This window comes from Pseudarthrobacter sp. DSP2-3-2b1, from assembly GCF_049895945.1.
Lineage (GTDB): Bacteria > Actinomycetota > Actinomycetes > Actinomycetales > Micrococcaceae > Arthrobacter.
In genome coordinates this window covers 138,898-157,807 of record NZ_JAFCTI010000001.1, presented here as the reverse complement: position 1 = coordinate 157,807, position 18,910 = coordinate 138,898, and the positions used below count along the sequence as shown (strand labels likewise).

The following is an 18,910-nucleotide window of genomic DNA, read 5'->3' as shown; positions in this document are numbered from 1 at the left end:
CCCCGGGCGAAACTTTTGTTGAATCGAGGTACTTCCATGCCCTCGTTTGATCGGCGGCGCTCCCACGGAAGGCCGCCGCAGGGCTTTCCCCGCATCACGGTTGGGTTTCAGCGCCGGAGAACCGGGAACTTATTGGAGCGCAGGCACGTGGAAATTGGTAACGTGAAGGTTGAGTTCACGTATCGATCCCTTATTTGGAGGACACCAGCAATGGCACTTGGCGGAAACCCGATCTTCAACGGAAAGAATTTCCGTGGAGCAACGCAGGCGCCGCCTGTCCCGCAGGCGCCCTACGGACAGGCACAGTACGGTCAGCCGTACGGCCAGCAGCCCTACGGCCAGCAGTCATACGGCCGCGCGCCCGGCCAGGTCATGGACGGGCAGGGCGGTTGGGGCCAGCAGCAGAACATGACTGACGAGCAGCTCCAGCAGATGTACAACCAGCCGGCTGCGGGTCCCGCGGACACCGGCCGGATGACCTACGACGACGTCATCGTCAAGACGGCGGCCTGCCTCGGCGTTCTTCTCGTCGGCGCCGCCGTGACCATGTTCGTCAGCATGGGCCTTGCGTCCCTGCTCATGATTGTCGGCGCGCTCGGCGGCTTCGTCCTGGCACTCGTCAACACGTTCAAAAAGCAGCCCTCCCCGGCGCTGATCCTTGGCTACGCCGGTCTTGAGGGCCTCTTCCTCGGTGGCCTGACCCGCGTCCTGGACACCATGTACCCGGGAGTCGGCCTGCAGGCCGTCATCGGCACCCTGTCCGTGTTTACCGTGACGCTGCTCCTCTTCAAGAGCGGCAAGGTCCGCGCCACGCCCAAGGCCATGAAGTTCTTCATGATCGCTTTGGTTGGCTATGCGCTGTTCTCCGTGGTGAACCTGGTCATGATGATGACTGGCCTGACCTCGGAACCGTTCGGCCTGCGCAGCGGCATCATCGGGGTAGTTATTGGCATCCTCGCCATCGGCCTCGCCGCCTTCTCCCTGGTGATGGACTTCACCAGCATTGAAGCCGGCGTCCAGGCCGGCGCACCCCAGCGCTTCTCCTGGACCGCAGCGTTCGGCCTGACCGTCACGTTGGTCTGGCTGTACGTGGAGATCATCCGCGTCCTGGCCATCCTCCGCGGCGAGGACTAGCACCCAAGGCGGCATCCGCCGTCGTAATTCCTCAACAAAGTAGAGGGTCCCCGCCAGTGCTCATTGCACGGCGGGGACCCTCTCCTTTTCACGGTGAAAGCCCTACTGCAGGCGCATCGCCCCGGCGGCAGGGGTCACAGTAAAGATTTCCGGAGCCTTGTAGCCTGCCTCCGCGAAGGCGCGTTCGACGGCGGCCCGCACCTTCTGCTCCTCGGCCAGCGGGGTGAGGGCAATTGCCGCCCCGCCGAACCCGCCGCCGGTCATGCGGGCGCCGATGGCGCCGTTGGCGCGGGACGTGGCCACGGCCAGGTCCAGTTCCGGGCAGGATATTTCGAAGTCGTCCCGCATGGAGGCGTGGCTGGCATCAAGCAGTGCTCCGATGGCGCCTGGCCCCTCGGTGGCGAGCAGCTGCACCGTCTGGAGAACACGCTCATTCTCGGTCACTACGTGGCGCACCCGCCGGTAGGTGACCTCATCCAGGAGGCCGCTGGCTTCCGCGAGATCGCCGCTCTTGACGTCCCGGAGCGCTTTGACGCCCAGCACCTCCGCCCCGAGTTCGCAGGAGGCCCGGCGCGAGGCGTAGCCGCCGTCGGCATGCGAATGGGAGACCTTGGTGTCGATCACCAGCATCACCAGGCCGGCGGGCTCTGCCTCGAAGGGAACCAGTTCGACGCTTTGGTCACGGCAGTCAAGGAACACCGCGTGGCCCTTCGCGCCGCGCAGTGATGCGGACTGGTCCATGATGCCGGTCGGGGCGCCCACGAAGTCGTTCTCCGCGCGCTGGGTTGCGAGGACCATCTCCTCAGGCTCCAGCCCGGCCCCGGTCAGCTCATTCAGCGCCGAGATGACAGCGCACTCGATGGCATGGGAGGAGGAGAGCCCGGCGCCAAGGGGGACATTGGAATCGAGCAGCAGGTCCAGCCCCGGGACCGCGATGCCGCGCTGCTGCAATGCCCACATAACGCCCAGCGGATACTTCGTCCAGCCCTTGGCGGAGGCCGCATCCAGCGCAGTGACATCGGCGCTGACCATCCCGTGGTCGCCGTAGGTGGACAGGAGCCGCACCACGGAGTCCGGCCGGACGGACACGGCCACCCTGGCTGTCCTGTCGATCGCGAACGGCAGCACAAAGCCTTCGTTGTAATCGGTGTGCTCGCCGATCAGGTTGACTCGGCCCGGTGCCTGCCAGACGCCGTCGGGAGCCTTGCCGAACTCCCGTTCGAAGCGGGCTGCAAGATCAGCAGGGGAACGGTCCGGAGCGCCCGCCGGGGCCGGCGTCACCTCCGGGTGGGGGGCGTGGCTCACGCGTGGGCTCCTTCGGTCTGGGCCGCCAGCGGGGCGGCAATTATGGTAGCTGGGGACGGTGCGGAGTCCGGTACGGTCACGGCGCGGAGCCGTTCAGCGACGCTTTCGGGAGTGGTGTCATTAATGAAAGCGCCCATCGCGGCCTCGGAACCGGCGAGGTACTTGAGTTTGTCCGCTGCCCGGCGGGGCGAGGTCAGCTGGAGGTGTAGGTAGCTGGCGGGACGCAGGAGGTTATCGAGGGGTGCCTGGTGCCACGCGGAGATGTAGGGCGTGGGCGTCGGGTAAAGGGCATCGAGCCTCTTGAGGAGGTCCAGGTAGACGTGGGCCAATTCGTCCTTTTCCTCCCCGCTCAGCGCTGCAAGGTCAGGCACCTGGCGGTGCGGAACCAGGTGGATTTCCAGGGGCCAGCGTGCGGCGAAGGGCACGTAGGCGCTGAAGTTTTCGCCCTCCAGCACCATCCGGCTTCCGTCCTCCCGTTCCGCCCGCAGCAGCGAACCCGTGAGGGTCTGCCTGCCGTCGGCCCCATCGTAGAATTTCCGCGCCGCGGCCCCGAGGACACCGGCCCGGGGTGTGATGTAGGGGTACGCGTAGATCTGGCCGTGCGGGTGGTGCAGGGTGACCCCGATATCGGCGCCCCGGTTTTCGAAAGGAAAAACCTGCTTGATGCCCGGGAGGGCGCTGAGCGCGGCCGTGCGCTGTGCCCAGGCCTCAACGACGGTCCGCGCGCGCGCCTCGCCCAAACCGCTGAACGAGCCGGTGTGTTCGGGGGTGAATGCCACCACCTCACAGCGTCCGTAGGCCGGGCCGGTGGTGCCCCACTCCGGAGCTGTTGGGACCGGGCCCAAGGCAGGGCCCAGCGAGGGGAATCGGTTTTCAAACACCACAACGTCGTAGTCCGGCGCCGGTATCTCCGACGGGTTGGCGGCGGTGGTGGGGCAGATGGGGCATTGGTCTGCGGGCGGCAGGTGCGTGCGGGTCTGCCGGTGCGCTGCCACGGCCACCCATTCGTCCGTGAGGGCATCGAAGCGGACTTCGCCGGGCTCGCCGCGTTCCGGCAGGGGCCTGAGGTCGGTGGTGGTTTCCGCCGTGCGCGGCTTGGGGACATCGGCGTCGTCGAAATAGATCAGCTCCCGGCCGTCGGCAAGGTTGGTGCTGGTGATACTTGTCATTGCGTTCCTTCGGGTGCTGTTGCCGGAACAAGCCCGGCTTTAGTGGCTGATGGGTCTAAGCGGCTTCCGGGGTGATGCGGAGTTGGCGGACCGCGCCGCGGAGGGACGTTGCGGCGTTGGCGCTTATCCCTTGATCCGTAATAAGGATGTCGACGGCGGCCAGCGGCGCGATGCCGGCCAGGCCCACCACGCCGTACTTGGTGGCATCGGCGAGGACAACGAGCTTCCCGGAGGCGGCGATCATGGCGGCGTTCACCTCTGCTTCGAGCATGTTCGGGGAGCTGATGCCGGCTTCCAGGTCCATGCCGTGGACGCCCATGAAGCACAGGTCTGCGGCGATGGCCTTGGCGGCCTGCGCGGCCAGTGGCCCCACCAGCGCCTCCGAGGGTGTTCGCTCACCGCCCAGGATCAGGATCCTGATGCCATCGCGGGGTTGGCCTTCGTTGACGTCGCTTTCGCCCGCCGGCGTGGCCGGTTCTCCGGACCCAAGCGAGTGGGCCACCATGATGGAGTTGGTGGCCACGGTGATCCCCAGATTGCGGGGAAGGATCCTGGCCAGCTCGAACGTTGTGGTGCCGCCGGACAGGAACACCGTCATGCCCGGCCTGATCAGGTCCAGGGCTGCCGCGGCGATGGCGGCCTTGGCATCCAGTTCCCGGGTGGATTTGACGGCGAAGCCGGGCTCGAGCGCGCTGAAGCTGTCCGTGCGGGCCGCCCCGCCGTGAACGCGCAGGAGCAGACCTCCGGCGTCCAGGGCGTCAATGTCCCGGCGGACGGTCATTTCGGAAACGTCCAGGCGGGCCGCCAGGGCTGCCACCCGGACAGTACCTGCGTCCATCAGCTCCTGGAGGATCAGGTGCTGGCGTTGAGCTGCCAACATGGTGTCCCTCCTCGGGCTGGGTCGTCGGGCGGCGTGTCCTCAATGATCATCCCACATTCCGCTCAAAAAGAAATAGATTCACACAAAAGATAACATCGGTCTGTAATGGCAGGACGTTCCGGTGTCCCTGTACGGTGGTGCTCATGACTTCGATTCCAAGTGCGGACACGGGCGTCGCCGCAGGCTTTCAGACCTACGCCACCGGACGGCAGTACGAGCTCCGCAGGGGCGACGCCCTTGCGGTTGTCACCGAGCTGGCTGCCGGCCTGCGCCTCTACAGCCGCGCAGGTGTGGCGCTGACGGAAACCTACGGCGATGACCGCATCGCGCCCGGTGCCGCCGGCATCACCCTCGCACCGTGGGCGAACAGGGTGGAGGGCGGGCTCTGGTACCTCGACGGCAAGAAGCAGCAGCTGGACATCACGGAGGTCTCGCGGAACAACGCCAGCCATGGCCTGCTCCGCAATGCCTCCTACAACCTGGTGGATGAGTCCGAGCACTCAGTAACCCTCGAAGCTACGGTCTTCCCGCAACATGGCTACCCGTTCCTGGTGCGCCACCGGGTGAAGTATTCCCTGGCTGAGGATCTCGGGCTGGAGGTCCGCCAGACCCTGATCAACCATTCCGCGGCCCCAGCGCCATTCGTCCTGGGCGCGCATCCGTACCTGCGGCTGGGCGGGACGGCCGTGGACGATCTGATCCTGACGGTAGCTGCTGACACGCAGTTGGTGGCGGACGGGCGGCTTATTCCGCGCAGCTCCGAACCAGTCAGTGGGGACACCGACTTCCGTGCCGGCCAGCGGGTGGGCGACCTCGACGTCGATGTCGCCCTGACGGATCTGGTGTTCGACGGCGGGACCGCCCGCCACACGCTGAGCGCACCGGACGGCCGCAGTGTGACGTTGTGGCAGGACGAGTCCTGCACGTATGTCCATGTTTTTGTGACTACCGAGCTCCCCGGCGATGAGCGGGCGGTAGCGATCGAGCCGATGACCGGACCGGCCAACGCCTTTAACTCCGGTGACGGGCTGCGGTGGCTCCCGGCGGGTGAATCCTTTGGCATCTCCTGGGGAATCAGCGCGGTCCTGGACAGAGCCGTCCTGGACCAGCCATGATCCCAACCCGCCGTTTCGCATAAGGGACGTTGCTGAGGAAGTATTAGGCTATGACGCCAGCCGAGGATGCCACCCCATCACCATCGACCGCCGTCCCAGCGGTTGGTCTGACCCGTCCGCCGCGAGTGCGGGGCGACCGGGAACTTGACCAGGACATTCCCTATGGTGTCCGGATCGCTGCTTCGTGGGCCTGGCGCATCGGCCTGATCCTGCTGGTGGCCGGTGCCCTGGTCTGGCTGCTCAGCCGGATCAGCTTCCTGATCATCCCGGTGATGGTGGCCGCCCTCCTGGCTGGCCTGCTGAGCCCGGTGGTCGGCTGGCTCCGGCGGCGGAGCGTCCCCAACGGTGCGGCCGTGGCCATCACCGTGGTGGGGTTCCTCGGCCTCATTGCGGGCTCCCTGGCCTTGGTGGGGCGGCAACTTGTTGCCGGTTTCAGCGAACTGTGGAGCCAGGCGCTGACCGGGATCCAGCAGATCCAGGGCTGGCTCGCCGATGGTCCCCTGCACCTGACGGCTGCGCAGATCGACCAGTATCTGGAGGAGGGCACAGCCGCCCTGCAGAACAACAGCAGCAGCATCCTCAGCGGCGCCCTTTCCTTTGGAAGCACCGCCGGGCATTTCGCCGCTGGCCTGGTCCTTGCGTTGTTCGTGACAATCTTCTTCCTCCTTGAAGGTGACCGGATCTGGGCGTTCCTGGTCCGGCTGCTGCCCCGGAAGGCCCGCGCCGCAACCTTCGGCGCCGGCCGCAAGGGCTGGGCATCGATGGTCAGCTACGCCCGGATCCAAATGTTCGTAGCCTTTGTTGACGCCGTGGGCATCGGCGCAGGTGCCGCCATCATCGGCGTTCCCCTGGCACTGCCCCTGGGCGTGCTGGTGTTTATTGGCTCTTTCATCCCGATCGTGGGAGCACTGGTGACCGGAGCCGTGGCAGTCCTCCTTGCCCTGGTGGCCAACGGACCGGTCAACGCCCTCATCATGCTGGCCATCGTCCTGCTGGTCCAGCAGCTCGAGAGCCACATCCTGCAGCCCCTCGTTATGGGCAAGGCGGTGGCCCTGCATCCCGTGGCCGTCATCCTGTCCGTGGCGGCCGGCTCCTACCTCGCGGGCATCCCCGGTGCCCTTTTCTCGGTACCTATCCTCGCCGTAGCAAACTCAGCGATTCGCTACATCGCCGCCAGAACGTGGGAACATGAACAAGTGCTGGCAACGTCTGTAGGGCCTGTGGCGCATGGACCGGACACTGACACCACCATCAAGGACGTCCGGTTACCAGGCAGCAGATCCGGCCGCGGCAAGGAAGCCGCAACCAGCGCGGAAGCAACCACCCCGGACGTTCGGGCCAGCACCACCGGCCAGGGCGCAGGAGCCGAATCCACCCAAGGAGAATAGTCAGTGAACACCCTCGATACCCTTCCCGTCACGCTGGACGATGTCCTGGAGGCGCAGAAGCTGCTCGAGGGAATTATTATGCGGACTCCCGTGGAATCTTCGCGGGCGCTCGGTGCCTTGGTGGGCGGCGAGGTCTACTTCAAATGCGAAAACCTGCAGCGGGCCGGTTCGTTCAAGGTCCGCGGTGCTTACGTGCGGATGGCGAAACTCTCGCCTGAGGAGAAAAAACGTGGTGTGGTTGCGGCGTCGGCCGGTAACCATGCCCAGGGTGTTGCTGTGGCCGCCAAGAGCCTCGGCATCAAAGCCCGCATTTACATGCCGCTGGGTGTGGCCCTGCCCAAACTCGCAGCCACCCGCAGCCATGGCGCTGAAGTGATCCTCCACGGCCACAACGTTGATGAGGCCCTCGCCGAGGCCCAGCGTTACGCCGACGAATCCGGCATGGTCTTTGTGCACCCCTTCGATAACGTGGACGTGGTGTCAGGCCAAGGCACCATTGGCTTGGAGATCCTCGAGCAGATCCCCAACGTGGACACCATCCTGATGGGCGTTGGCGGCGGCGGCCTGCTTGCTGGTGTAGCCGTAGCCGTGAAGGCAAGGGCGCGGGAGCTGGGCCGTGAGATCCGGATCATCGGCGTCCAGGCCGAAAACGCGGCGGCCTATCCGCCGTCGTTGGCCGCGGACGCCCTCGTGCCGCTGAAGAAGGTCTCAACCATGGCTGACGGCATCGCCGTGGGACGTCCCGGTCAGCTGCCTTTCAGCATCATCCGCGAACTTGTGGACGATGTTGTCACGGTCAGTGAAGACTCCCTGGCACGTGCCCTGATCTTCCTGCTGGAACGGGCCAAAATGGTGGTCGAACCCGCCGGTGCTGTGGGCGTGGCTGCCCTCATGGACGGCAAGATCGAGAATCCCGGCACCACGGCCGTAATCCTGTCCGGCGGCAACATCGATCCCATGCTCATGCTGAAGGTGATCCAGCGTGGCCTGTCCGCCGCCGGGCGCTACATGACCGTGCGGATGATGCTCGACGACAGGCCGGGCTCGCTGGCGACCATCGCCCGCATCATCGCCGAGAACGATGCGAACGTGACCGGCCTGGACCACACCCGCGTAGGCGGCTCCATCAGCATGGGCGATGTCTCCATTACCGTAAACCTGGAAACCAAAGGACACGAGCACTGCGAACAGGTCCTGGGGGCCCTCCGTGCGGAGGGCTTCCAACCCATCGTGGTGCATTAGGAGCAGCCATGCTGGACGCATTAGGGGACGGAAAGCCCCGGAGCAGGGAAACCACGGCCTCACGGGCGCGGGGCGGGCTGCTGGTGTCAGGCGGGTTTGTTGTCCTGCTCTTCGTAATCGAAGTCTTCAACATGCTGACCCTGCACGCACTGAACCGGACCTTCGGGCTCAGACCCCGGTCCGCTGACGGCCTGCTGGACATCCTCACCTTCCCGCTGCTGCACGCCAACCTGAACCACCTGCTGTCCAATGCACTGCCGCTGATCGTCTTCGGTTTCCTGGTGTTCCTTTCGGGCCTCCGGGTGTTCCTCACGGCCCTCGCGTTCAGCTGGCTGGGTTCCGGGCTGACCGTGTGGCTGATTGGCGACGGCGGCATCACCGTGGGTGCCTCGGGCCTGGTTTTCGGGCTGTTCGCCTTCCTCCTGGTCCGCGGATTCTTCAACCACAGCTGGCGGCAGATCCTTCTCGCCGTGGTGCTGTTTATGGTTTACGGCAGCATCCTGCTGGGTGTGCTGCCAATCATGGGCAGCTACGTCTCGTGGCAGGCGCACCTCGGTGGGGCAGTGGGCGGATTGCTTGCCGCCCTGCTGCTGCGCCCGGCCAACGCAACAACGCCGGCCCCCTGACGGGGCCGGCGTTTTCAGGCTTGGGGCTTTCAGCCCACGTAAGGCTTGGCGGAGAGGATCTCCACCGTAATATCCTTGCCGTTCGGGGCGGTGTAGCTGAGTTTCTCGCCCTCCTTGTGGCCAACGATTGCGGCCCCGAGGGGTGACTTTTCGCTGAAAACGTCCAGATCTGAATCGCCGGCGATTTCGCGGGATCCCAGCAGGAAGGTCTCTTCGTCGCCGGCAATCTTCGCGACGACGAGCATACCGGGCTCAACGATTCCGTCGTCGGCCGGGGCTTCTCCTACATGGGCGTCCCGCAGAAGGGCCGTCAGTTGACGGATCCGGGCTTCGATCTTTCCCTGTTCCTCTTTGGCAGCGTGGTAGCCGCCGTTTTCCTTGAGGTCGCCCTCTTGGCGGGCAGATTCAATCTTCTGGACAATATCCGCACGGCCAGCGCCGGAAAGGTGGTCCAGCTCTGCCTTCAGGCGGTCAAAAGCTTCCTGGGTGAGCCAGGCTGCAGGCGCGCTGTTGGTGGTAGACACGGACTTCTCCTCTAGTGGTGATACATGCAAAAGACCCCGCCACGGTGGCCACTTGTGGAACTCAGTAACCAGCTCAGCGGGGTAAAGGGTATTGACTCATTGTAGTCAATACTGTGGATTTATCCCAACGGGTAAGCGTTGCAGATCACATTTTCAGGGCGGCTTACGGAATCCAGCAGCTGTCCACCACACCGGAAACCGATAGTGACTCCGTCCTCAGTGCCACACGCTGGGAAACGGTCCTGCCGCCGTCGGCTGTTGCATCCGCTTCGCCGGGCGGGATGTCAACCACTTTCCAGCCCACCACAGCAAACTTGGAGTCCAGGGCCTTGATGGCGCATTTGACGGCGGTACCAGGCTCCCGGGTGACCTGGAAATCAACTTCGGCCGCGGTGGCGTCGATGGTGCTGAAGCCGATGTCCTTGAAGGTCACGTCGGAGACGGCTGAGGACGTGGAAACCCAGGCCATAAAACCGATCCCGGCTGCCAGCGCACCTATGGCGATGCCACGCTTGGCTGCGCGGGGAAGGGGCTGCTTTTTACTGCCATAACGATTGGCTAGGCTAGTGTCTGCAGGCGGGGACACTGTGGGCTGATCCTGGGTAGTCACCAATCCAGTTTAGTTCGGATCCGGTCCACGGCCGGCCGGTCCGTTTCGCTGGCCCGGCTGGTGCACGTCCGCTCCGCCGGCAGTCCGTCCCGCCGGCGCTCAGCCCCGGCACCGCAGCCAGGGCCGTCCCCTTCAGTTCTGAGTCAGTAGTGTCAGTCACGATCAGCCCGATGTCCGTCCCGGCGGCCACAGAAGAATAAGGAGCCGTCCCCCGATGACAGCGTCCACTCAAACGCCGGCTCCGCTCCGGCTGCTCGCCGTACACGCGCACCCGGATGACGAGTCCAGCAAGGGTGCAGCGACCATGGCCATGTATGCCGCCTCCGGCGTCGAGGTTATGGTGGCCACCTGCACTGACGGAGCACGCGGCGATATCCAGAACCCCGCCATGGAAAGTGAACCGCACCCCAAGCGGGACATGGCAGGGGCCCGGCGCCTGGAGATGGAACAGGCCGCAAAGGTCCTGGGTATCAAGCAGCGCTGGCTCGGGTTCGCCGATTCGGGGCTGCCCGAAGGGGACCCGCTTCCGCCGCTGCCGGCAGGATCCTTCGCCCTCCAGCCGCTGAACCGCGCGGCGGCACCTTTGGTGCGGCTGGTCCGGGACTTCAAGCCGCAGGTGATCATCAGCTACGACGAAAACGGGGGATACCCGCACCCTGACCACATCATGGCGCACCGGGTAGCGGTGGAGGCTTTCGAAGCTGCCGGCGATCCGGACCGCTACCCGGACGCTGGAAAGGCCTGGCTTCCCAGCAAGCTCTACTACGACCGTGCCTTCAGTCCTGAACGGTTCCGGGCGCTGCACTTCGCCCTCGAGGAAGCCGGCCTGCAGTCCCCCTACGCCGAGCGCCTGGCCGCGTGGCTGGAGACGGATGCCGAGGGCCACACCCCGCCGCCGGGCACCCACCCCACTACTACGCAGATCGATTGCGGGGACTACTTCGAAGCCCGCGATGACGCCCTCCGTGCACACCGGACGCAGGTGGATCCGCTGGGGTTCTTCTTCGCGGTTTCACCCGAGCTGCAGCGCAAGGTGTGGCCATGGGAGGATTACTCGCTGATCGAGGCCCGGGTTCCCGTTGAATTCCCGGAGAAGGACCTGTTTGCCGGGCTAAGATAGATGCGGCAGGTTGTTCTATGCCGTGTAGAAAAGCAGTCCGGTGATCCTGGTCCCGTGGACCAAGTCCGGGAACCCGGCCCCGGCTGCCCATCAGTTTCCACAGAAGGTTTGAACCGTGCATCACTTGCTCCTCGCCCTGGCCACCACGCCCTCGCCGCTGCCCACTCCCGGCCTGCGCGAGGGCATCACGGAGGACCAGATCACCCCCGGCCTGTGGGGCTTTATCATGACGGCCTTCTTCGTCCTGGCCACCACGCTGCTGATTGTGGATATGGTCCGGCGCATCCGCCGCGTCCGGTACCGCGCCCAGGTGGAGGAAGAACGGCAGGCGGCAGCCGAGGCGGCTGACATTGAAGCTGACGAGGAACGGCACCCGGTGGAGGACGGCGTCGAGGGCCGCGCCCTGGACGGCTCCGACACGAACCGGCCCGGCCCGAAAGACTAGCGCGCCAAACCGAAAGTTATGCGAGTGACCCCGTCAGCTGAGAACGGCGATGAGGATCGCGGCGAAATGGGCTCCGAACGCGAGCACCGTCAGCGCGTGGAACAGCTCATGGAAGCCGAAGTGCTCGTAGCTGATGTTGGGCTTCTTCAGGGCATAGAACACCGCCCCGGTGATGTAGAGGATTCCGCCGGCGCAGATCAGGATGGCCGCCGGAACGCTCGCCGCGAAGAACTCCGGGAGGTAGAAGAGCGATCCGCAGCCCAGGGCGATGTAGATGGGCACGTACAGCCACCGCGGGGCTTCGGTCCAGAGCAGCCGGAACAGCACCCCCAGGATCGCGCCGGACCAGATGACCCAGAGCAGCAGGACTGCTTTGGGCCGCTCCAGCAGCGACCATGCCAGGGGCGTGTAGCTGCCGGCGATGACCAGCATGATGTTGGTGTGGTCCAGGCGCTTCAGGACGATTTTCACCCCGGGGGACCAGTTGCCCCGGTGGTAGATGGCGCTGATGCCAAAGAGCAGGACCCCGGTGGCAGCGTAAATGGCCGAGGTGACTTTCCGGTCGAGGGTCGGCGCCAGGACCACCAAAACGATGCCGGCAGCCAAGGCCAGGGGCGCCGTGATGGTGTGGATCCAGCCCCGCCACTTGGGCTTGATGGTCAGGAGCTCTGCAAGCCGGACTGCTGCGTCATCCATGGGGCTTTGTCCGCGGTCCGATCCGGTGGCGCGGTGGCCGTCAGGAGTCTGGCTGTTCATCCCACCAGAATAACCTTCGGCGCCGTAAGTTACCAACGAGTAACAAAGAAAGTCGAGGCGTTGGCGTGGGCTTTGGCGCCCCCGTACCTGCCCCGGACGGTAGCCTAGGATGTGCAATGCCGTCGAACAGCTACGGAAGTCAGGTGAATCTCCCCGTGGAATTGCCCGGGTTCCTCTATGGCTTCTACGAGAGGCGGCTGCTCAGGGACCTCGCCGGTGACCGCATTCCCCGGCACATCGGTGTGATGGTGGACGGCAACCGCCGCTGGGCCAAGCAGTTCAACGCCCCCACCAGCCAGGGCCACCAGGCGGGCGCGGACAAGATCCACGAATTCCTCGGCTGGTGCCAGGAGCTGGGCGTCAAGGTTGTCACGCTCTACATGCTCTCCACCGACAACATGAGCCGCTCCTCGGAAGAGCTGGACCTGCTGATGGGGATCATCGCCAACACCCTGGACCGCCTCGACGAGGACGCCAACATTTCCGTCAACGCCATGGGTGCGCCCGAACTCCTTCCCGATTACCTGGCGGAGCGCCTGAACAACCTGACCGCACGGACGCCGGTGCACGAAAACATCCACGTCAACGTTGCGGTGGGCTACGGCGGACGCCGGGAAATCGTCGATGCCGTGCGCGAACTGCTTCATGACGCCGTGGCCAAAGGTTCGGACATTTCGGCGCTCGCGGACACCCTGTCCGTGGATGACATTTCCCGCTTCCTGTACACCCGGGGCCAGCCTGATCCGGACCTGGTGATCCGGACCTCGGGGGAGCAGCGGCTGTCCGGGTTCCTCATGTGGCAGAGCGCGTACAGCGAGTTCTATTTCTGCGAAGCCCTGTGGCCGGCCTTTCGCAAGGTCGATTTCCTTCGCGCCCTGCGGGACTATGCCGGCAGGCAGCGCCGCTTCGGAACCTGAGCCGCCGCGCCGCCGTCAGCCGGCGCCGTTCATCCGGAATTTACCGGCCGGCAACAAGAATCGCCGACGGATGAAAGGGGAATTTATTGGCTGTGGATTTACGTTGTAACCATCAGCAGGCAAAACCGCCGGCTGTTCGGGGAGGCCAGTACATGGAGCGAATTTTCGCACCGGTTGTATGGGAGGCCGGATCCGGCCTCACGGCCGAACCGCCTCACCAATAACAATTCCGGGCGTACGCCCGGGGCTGGAGTCGATGTGGCTACTTCTGAACTACTGCCCGAGGTCGTTTCCGAGGGACAGAAAGCTACCTCTCGCGCCACGCGAGTTATCCCCCAAACCGGTGCAGCAGACGAACAGTCTGCGGCCGGTTTTGCTGTCTCCGGAAGGGAAGCCACCATTAGCAGCTTCGTTATTGACACGTCCGTTCTGCTCTCGGATCCGCGGGCGCTGCTGCGCTTCGCCGAGCACGAAGTCATTGTTCCCATCGTTGTCATCACGGAACTTGAGGGAAAACGGCATGACCCCGAACTGGGCTACTTTGCCCGCAAGGCGCTCCGGCTCCTCGATGATCTCCGGGTCAAGCATGGCGGCTTGAGCAAACCCATCCCCATCGGGGACGACGGCGGCACCCTCATGGTGGAACTGAACCATGTTTCCGCGGAGGTTCTGCCGCTCGGGTTCCGCAGCGGCGATAACGACAGCCGCATCCTGGCTGTGGCGAAGAACCTGGCCAACGAGGGCCGCAACGTGACGGTGGTGTCCAAGGACCTGCCCATGCGCGTCAAGGCATCCGCCATGGGGCTGACCGCCGACGAGTACCGCAACGAACTGGTGAAGGACTCCGGTTGGACCGGGATTGCGGAGGTGGAGGCCACCGAGGAAGAGGTCTCCACGCTCTACGGTCACGAGCCTGTCTTCATTCCGGCCGCTGCCGAGATGCCCGTCAACACCGGCCTTGTCCTTCTCTCCAACCGCGGCTCCGCCCTGGGCCGTGTTGGCTCCGACAAGCAGGTCCGGCTGGTCAAAGGCGACCGTGATGTCTTTGGCCTGCATGGCCGTTCTGCAGAGCAGCGCCTGGCCATCGACATGCTGATGGACCCCGCCGTCGGCATTGTTTCCCTTGGGGGACGGGCTGGCACCGGCAAGTCCGCCCTGGCACTCTGTGCAGGCCTTGAAGCGGTTCTGGAGCGCCGCGAGCACCGCAAGGTCATCGTGTTCCGCCCGCTCTACGCTGTGGGCGGCCAGGAGCTTGGCTACCTCCCGGGTTCCGAGTCGGAGAAAATGAACCCCTGGGCACAGGCGGTCTTTGACACCCTCGGCGCCCTGGTCAGCCAGGAAGTGGTGGAGGAAGTCATGGACCGCGGCATGCTCGAAGTCATGCCGCTGACCCACATCCGCGGCCGCTCCCTGCACGACGCCTTCGTGATCGTGGACGAGGCCCAGTCACTGGAGAAGAACGTCCTCCTCACCGTCATGAGCCGCATCGGCCAGAACTCCAAGATCGTCCTCACCCACGACGTCGCCCAGCGCGACAACCTGCGCGTCGGACGGCACGACGGCATCGCCGCCGTCGTCGAAACCCTGAAAGGACACCCGCTCTTTGGTCACATCACCCTGACCCGCTCCGAGCGTTCGCCCATCGCCGCCCTGGTAACGGAACTCCTGGAGGGCGCCGAGATCTAGCCTTGGCTTACGGTTCGCCAAGGGCCGTGGTTCCGTTCGTCGGGCCACGGCCCTTCTCCGTCGCTTTGACACCTCCCGCCGCTTCGCTACGGTCGCTGGGCGACCTTGCGCCGCTTTGGTCGGCGATGCGCTCCTACGAGAAGTCCCGGGGCCCGACTCGATCGGTCAGCCAGCCCCAAACAACTTGGCGGCTGCCTCGTGGCCTTGTACATTTAGGGTCCAGTCCGGGCGCTTGAAGAGTTCCGGCGTGAGGCGGACATTCTGGACTTTCGTTATGGTGCCACCCCAGGACTTCCGGGCGACACCGTTGAGTTCGTACCCGAGGGAGCGGGACACTCCCAGTGACGCGGCGTTCCAGACGGCGGCCTCCGACTCCGCCACTTCGGCACCCAGCCAGTCAAACGCGTAAAGCGCGACGGCGGCCCGCATCTCCTTGCCCAGGCCCTGACCCTGCAGGGATTGCCGCAGCCATGACCCCGTGCTCACGGTCTTGAGCGTTGCGAAGTCCTTCGCGCCGATGTCCTGGCAGCCGATGAACTCACCTTCGTGCCAGATCCCCAGAAGCAAGGTCCAGTCCTCAGGGGTAAAGCCGCCCCTGCAGCGCCAGTACCAGCGCGCCATATTGGGCCCAAGTTCCTCGGCGGGAAGTTCCGTCCAAGGCATGCTGAAGGGATTCCGTTCCGGAGGGTGGATGCCACTCCGGGCAGCTGCCACCGCGGCAGGAATATCGTCGTCGGTGATCGGCCGCAGCACCAGCCGGGGTGTGGCCAGCGTGAGGTCGAAGAGGGGCCAGAGGGAAGTCAGCGGGGTCATCAGGGAAGCGTAGCCCACTGGCCTCCGCACTCCTTGCTTAGGCGGAGATGTCCCAAGTGATGTGGCGCCGCACGTCCGTGAGGTTCATGGACTCCGCCAGAAAGAGATCATCCAGCATGTACTCGTCCACCGCTACAATTCGAAGCCAGTGTCCATAATCCTGCGTTGCGGTTTCCAGAGACTGGCTTGCCACACACACGGCTGTTTCCACATCGATCCTTACCCGGTTCCTGCCGGGCTGGCACAGCGGCGCTGCCTGGTCAGCCGGACGGTAGGCAGCCGTGGGTGTGACGATTGCTTCGAGAGCCGGCCGGCCTTCGTGGTCCGTGCGCCGTACCTCGTGGACCTCCACGGCGTTGTTCCCGGGAAACTCCAGGGGGACAGGAGCGTTACCGGCCAGTTCCACCGGATCCAGTGCCGCCGAAAAGCGGCCGTTACCGAAGCCTGGTTCGCCGTACGCGGCCTCAGGGCGGCGCCTGACCAACCCGCCGTCGTCGTAAACGGGCGCTACCAGCTGCGGGGGAAGCAGCCACGATTTCCGGGTGGCGCTGATGTAGAGCCCGTCCTTCGAATCGTTGATTCCGGTTGTGCTGTGGAGGACCAGTCCGTCAGGGGTTTCCAGCCGGAGGGCGCCAGGCCTCCGCAGCCACGCGCGGACCAGCGGCGCGTCGGCTTCGGGGGCCTCGGTAAATGGCTCGTCCCAGTATTCGAAGCGGAGGCTCTGCCATTTCCACGGTGAGGACCTGCAGAGATTCCGGAACACCGTGGCCAGGTCCTGGGGCGGCCCTCCGCTGTCCGGGTCCGGCCGGCGCCTGGTGTCCCATGTCGACATATCCACAGTTTACGCGTGAGCGCTGCGGCGTGGACCGCCGGAATCCAGTAGCATCCGAGGGGTGATCCGACGACTGGACGAACTTTGGGACGTGGCTCCGCTGGCCTTCTGGCTGGTCCTGGCAGCGTGCCTCTATTTTGTAGTCATGGCTGCCCGGCTGACCGTCATCGACGTGCGCCATCACCTCTTGCCCAACCGCATCGTCTTCCCGTCCTACGCAGTGGCTGGCGTGCTGCTTGTGGCGGCCGCCATCGTCCTCGTGGTGGCCGGTCCCGGGGTGCAGGGGCCAGCATTTGAGGGCGGTGCGGAGATCCTGGGCGTGCCGGCACTGCGCATACTCGCCGGGGGAGCTGTCCTCTGGGTCTTCTACTTTGTCCTGCGGCTGGTCTACCCGCCGGGAATGGGATTCGGCGACGTGAAGCTGGCCGGAGTCCTGGGGATGTACCTGGGTTACCTCGGCTGGGGCCACCTCTTCGCCGGCACCTTTGCGGCCTTCCTGCTGGGCGGCCTTTGGTCCATAGGCCTGCTCGCGGCCCGGCGCGGCACCCTGAAGTCGTCCATACCCTTCGGTCCCTTCATGCTCGCCGGCGCGGCTGCGGCCATGTTGCTGCCCGCCTGAGGCCTGCAGTTGCCGGCGGGAAGTGCCCGGACCGATCGGGCTTTGCCGGCGGGAAGTACCCGGACCGATCGGGCTTTGCCGGCGGGAAGTGCCCGGACCGATCGGGCTTTGCCGGCGTTTGTTTGGTCGCAATAGGGCTCACGCTGACGCGAGTTGGCCACCTGGTCACCAGCTCGTTTGCTGTGCTGAAGGAACAGTTTCCCAGGTTATCCACATAGGCCTTCCTCCGCACCTTAATTGTCGGTGCCCCGCGGCATGATGGGGGTATGGAAAGCACGACGGCGGACGAGGTTCTGGACGAGGTTTTGTTCCCGTCGGATCCGTTGCGCCGGCGGAAGGATTTTTGCCTGGACCGGTTGGTTGGGATTGCCCGGCTTGAGGCCCGGACGGCGGCGGAGAAGGTCCGGGTCCTCGCGGAACTGGTCGAAGTCTGTGCAGCGTTGGACCCGCCGGGGCAGTCACCGCAGGAGGCCACGGCTCAGGAAATGTCGTTGGTCGCCGAGGTCGCGTGCGCATTGACCGTTGGTGAGCGGACCGCCGGTGCCCTGCTGGCCGAATCCTTGGAACTTACCACCGCTTTGCCGTTGACCCTGTCGGCGTTGCAGGACGGGACCATTTCCTGGCAGCATGCCCGGGTGATGGTGGATGAGACCGCCAACCTCGACCCCACCGGCGCGGCTGCACTGGAGGCGCATTTCCTGGACCCTGAGGCGCCCAACCCGGCGCGCGGGTGTCCCGCCGGGGAACTCATCCCCTCCCGGTTCCGGCAGAAAGCCCGGACCTGGCGGGAACGCCACCACCCGGTCAGCATCGAAAAACGCCACCTGAAGTCCGTGGCGGACCGCAGGCTGGAATACCGTCCGGACCGGGACGGCATGGCCTGGCTCTCCGCGTACCTGCCCGCTGACCAGGCCGCCGGCATCTGGAACCGGACCACCGCCGCGGCCCGGGCGTTGCAGGGCCCGGACGAGGACCGCACCATGACCCAGCTGCGGACCGACGCCGCCGCGACCTGGCTCCTGGACGGCGCTGAGGACAGCCTCACCACGGGTGTCCCTTCCCCTCGGGCGCAGGTCCTGTTCACCGTCCCCATCATGTCCCTCCTCGGAATTACGGATGAGCCTGCAGACTTGGACGGGTACGGGCCGATCCCCATCACCATGGCCCGCAGGCTCATCGCCGAAGGCGCCGAGTCCTTCCACCGCGTCCTCATAGACCCACGGGATGGTGCGCCGTTGGAGATCGGCCGGACCAGCTACCGGGTCACCAAAGCCCAGCGCCAGTGGCTCAGGATGCGGGACGGGAAGTGCCCGTTCCCGGGCTGCAGCAACCATTCCCTGGACAACGAAGCAGACCACCTGCTCGCCTGGGCCCACGGCGGAACCACCGGCGTCAGCAACCTTTCCCAGCCGTGTCCACGGCATCATCGGCTCAGGCACACCGGAGGCTGGACACCCGGACCAGCCACCAAAGACCACCCACCAGGCTGGATCTCACCCACCGGCAGACACTACGCCACCGAAGAACCCGACTGGGAACCACCCCAACTACCAGACGAGTGGATCACGGACCTTCAGCCGAGCTCTGCCGAAGCACGGCCACTCCCAGATCCCTGATCCGGTGTCCTCCGGCAGACGGTTCAGCCCGGATTCCTGGTGTTAGCGGAACGAGGTGGACTCCGCACCGAAGTGGATTCGGCTCCAAGGAAGGAGCAGACCCCCTGTGGAAC

At 65.2% G+C, this 18,910-nt stretch carries 19 protein-coding genes; 11 read left to right on the top strand and 8 right to left on the bottom strand.

Annotated features, from left to right (window positions below; genetic code table 11):
* Positions 1-210: 210 nt before the first annotated feature.
* On the top strand, positions 211-1,134 hold the full coding sequence (locus ACP7AX_RS00600) for a Bax inhibitor-1/YccA family membrane protein (RefSeq protein WP_426224990.1): 924 nt from the start codon (positions 211-213) through the stop codon (positions 1,132-1,134).
* A gap of 102 nt (positions 1,135-1,236) precedes the next feature.
* Here the strand turns inward: ACP7AX_RS00600 and galK are convergent, their stop codons facing one another.
* Genes galK through ACP7AX_RS00585 form a run of 3 tightly spaced genes read right to left on the bottom strand, consistent with a single transcriptional unit; the run spans position 1,237 to position 4,488 of the window.
* Complete coding sequence (gene galK, locus ACP7AX_RS00595) at positions 1,237-2,415, bottom strand: galactokinase (protein ID WP_426225287.1); 1,179 nt, start codon at positions 2,413-2,415, stop codon at positions 1,237-1,239.
* Positions 2,416-2,435: 20 nt separating this feature from the next.
* A complete protein-coding gene (galT, locus tag ACP7AX_RS00590) occupies positions 2,436-3,608 on the bottom strand; it encodes a galactose-1-phosphate uridylyltransferase (protein WP_426224989.1) in 1,173 nt (390 codons plus the stop codon).
* Positions 3,609-3,663: 55 nt separating this feature from the next.
* Entirely contained in the window at positions 3,664-4,488 is an 825-nt protein-coding gene (locus ACP7AX_RS00585; RefSeq protein WP_426224988.1) for a DeoR/GlpR family DNA-binding transcription regulator, read from the bottom strand.
* A 143-nt stretch (positions 4,489-4,631) separates the two neighbouring features.
* On the opposite strand from ACP7AX_RS00585, the gene ACP7AX_RS00580 reads away from it, so the two are divergent.
* The 4 genes from ACP7AX_RS00580 to ACP7AX_RS00565 are packed head-to-tail and all read left to right on the top strand — an operon-like array spanning position 4,632 to position 8,859.
* Positions 4,632-5,603 (top strand): aldose 1-epimerase family protein, encoded by a 972-nt coding sequence (locus ACP7AX_RS00580; protein ID WP_426224987.1) that lies wholly within the window; start codon positions 4,632-4,634, stop codon positions 5,601-5,603.
* Between the two features lie 50 nt (positions 5,604-5,653).
* On the top strand, positions 5,654-6,991 hold the full coding sequence (locus ACP7AX_RS00575) for an AI-2E family transporter (protein ID WP_426224986.1): 1,338 nt from the start codon (positions 5,654-5,656) through the stop codon (positions 6,989-6,991).
* Between the two features lie 3 nt (positions 6,992-6,994).
* The gene (gene ilvA / locus ACP7AX_RS00570; RefSeq protein ID WP_426224985.1) at positions 6,995-8,233 is read left to right on the top strand and encodes a threonine ammonia-lyase; all 1,239 of its coding nucleotides are present in this window, start codon (positions 6,995-6,997) and stop codon (positions 8,231-8,233) included.
* Between the two features lie 8 nt (positions 8,234-8,241).
* Positions 8,242-8,859 (top strand): rhomboid family intramembrane serine protease, encoded by a 618-nt coding sequence (locus ACP7AX_RS00565; protein WP_426224984.1) that lies wholly within the window; start codon positions 8,242-8,244, stop codon positions 8,857-8,859.
* Positions 8,860-8,888: 29 nt separating this feature from the next.
* Here the strand turns inward: ACP7AX_RS00565 and greA are convergent, their stop codons facing one another.
* Positions 8,889-9,383: a transcription elongation factor GreA gene (gene greA, locus ACP7AX_RS00560; protein ID WP_131682108.1), complete on the bottom strand. Its 495-nt coding sequence runs from the start codon at positions 9,381-9,383 to the stop codon at positions 8,889-8,891.
* A 163-nt stretch (positions 9,384-9,546) separates the two neighbouring features.
* A complete protein-coding gene (locus ACP7AX_RS00555; RefSeq protein WP_131682107.1) occupies positions 9,547-9,993 on the bottom strand; it encodes a DUF4307 domain-containing protein in 447 nt (148 codons plus the stop codon).
* A 214-nt stretch (positions 9,994-10,207) separates the two neighbouring features.
* On the opposite strand from ACP7AX_RS00555, the gene mca reads away from it, so the two are divergent.
* Entirely contained in the window at positions 10,208-11,113 is a 906-nt protein-coding gene (gene mca / locus ACP7AX_RS00550) for a mycothiol conjugate amidase Mca (protein WP_426224983.1), read from the top strand.
* A 115-nt stretch (positions 11,114-11,228) separates the two neighbouring features.
* The gene (locus ACP7AX_RS00545; protein WP_131682105.1) at positions 11,229-11,558 is read left to right on the top strand and encodes a hypothetical protein; all 330 of its coding nucleotides are present in this window, start codon (positions 11,229-11,231) and stop codon (positions 11,556-11,558) included.
* Between the two features lie 33 nt (positions 11,559-11,591).
* Here ACP7AX_RS00545 and trhA read toward each other — a convergent pair whose 3' ends face one another.
* Positions 11,592-12,254 (bottom strand): PAQR family membrane homeostasis protein TrhA, encoded by a 663-nt coding sequence (gene trhA, locus ACP7AX_RS00540; RefSeq protein WP_131682451.1) that lies wholly within the window; start codon positions 12,252-12,254, stop codon positions 11,592-11,594.
* Positions 12,255-12,469: 215 nt separating this feature from the next.
* Between trhA and ACP7AX_RS00535 the strand changes: the two genes are divergently transcribed.
* Positions 12,470-13,231, top strand: a complete 762-nt coding sequence (locus tag ACP7AX_RS00535) for an isoprenyl transferase (RefSeq protein ID WP_131682450.1) — start codon at positions 12,470-12,472, stop codon at positions 13,229-13,231.
* Positions 13,232-13,489: 258 nt separating this feature from the next.
* Positions 13,490-14,917 (top strand): PhoH family protein, encoded by a 1,428-nt coding sequence (locus tag ACP7AX_RS00530; RefSeq protein WP_131682104.1) that lies wholly within the window; start codon positions 13,490-13,492, stop codon positions 14,915-14,917.
* A 165-nt stretch (positions 14,918-15,082) separates the two neighbouring features.
* On the opposite strand, the gene ACP7AX_RS00525 is transcribed toward ACP7AX_RS00530, so the two are convergent.
* Together ACP7AX_RS00525 and ACP7AX_RS00520 are read right to left on the bottom strand one after the other, a co-directional pair.
* The gene (locus ACP7AX_RS00525; protein WP_131682103.1) at positions 15,083-15,730 is read right to left on the bottom strand and encodes a GNAT family N-acetyltransferase; all 648 of its coding nucleotides are present in this window, start codon (positions 15,728-15,730) and stop codon (positions 15,083-15,085) included.
* Between the two features lie 37 nt (positions 15,731-15,767).
* Positions 15,768-16,562 (bottom strand): hypothetical protein, encoded by a 795-nt coding sequence (locus tag ACP7AX_RS00520; RefSeq protein ID WP_426224982.1) that lies wholly within the window; start codon positions 16,560-16,562, stop codon positions 15,768-15,770.
* A gap of 61 nt (positions 16,563-16,623) precedes the next feature.
* On the opposite strand from ACP7AX_RS00520, the gene ACP7AX_RS00515 reads away from it, so the two are divergent.
* Positions 16,624-17,181 carry a prepilin peptidase gene (locus tag ACP7AX_RS00515; RefSeq protein ID WP_426224981.1) on the top strand — a complete coding sequence of 186 codons (558 nt, stop codon included), beginning with the start codon at positions 16,624-16,626 and terminating at the stop codon, positions 17,179-17,181.
* Positions 17,182-17,447: 266 nt separating this feature from the next.
* A complete protein-coding gene (locus ACP7AX_RS00510) occupies positions 17,448-18,797 on the top strand; it encodes a DUF222 domain-containing protein (protein WP_426224980.1) in 1,350 nt (449 codons plus the stop codon).
* The last annotated feature ends 113 nt before the right edge of the window (positions 18,798-18,910 follow it).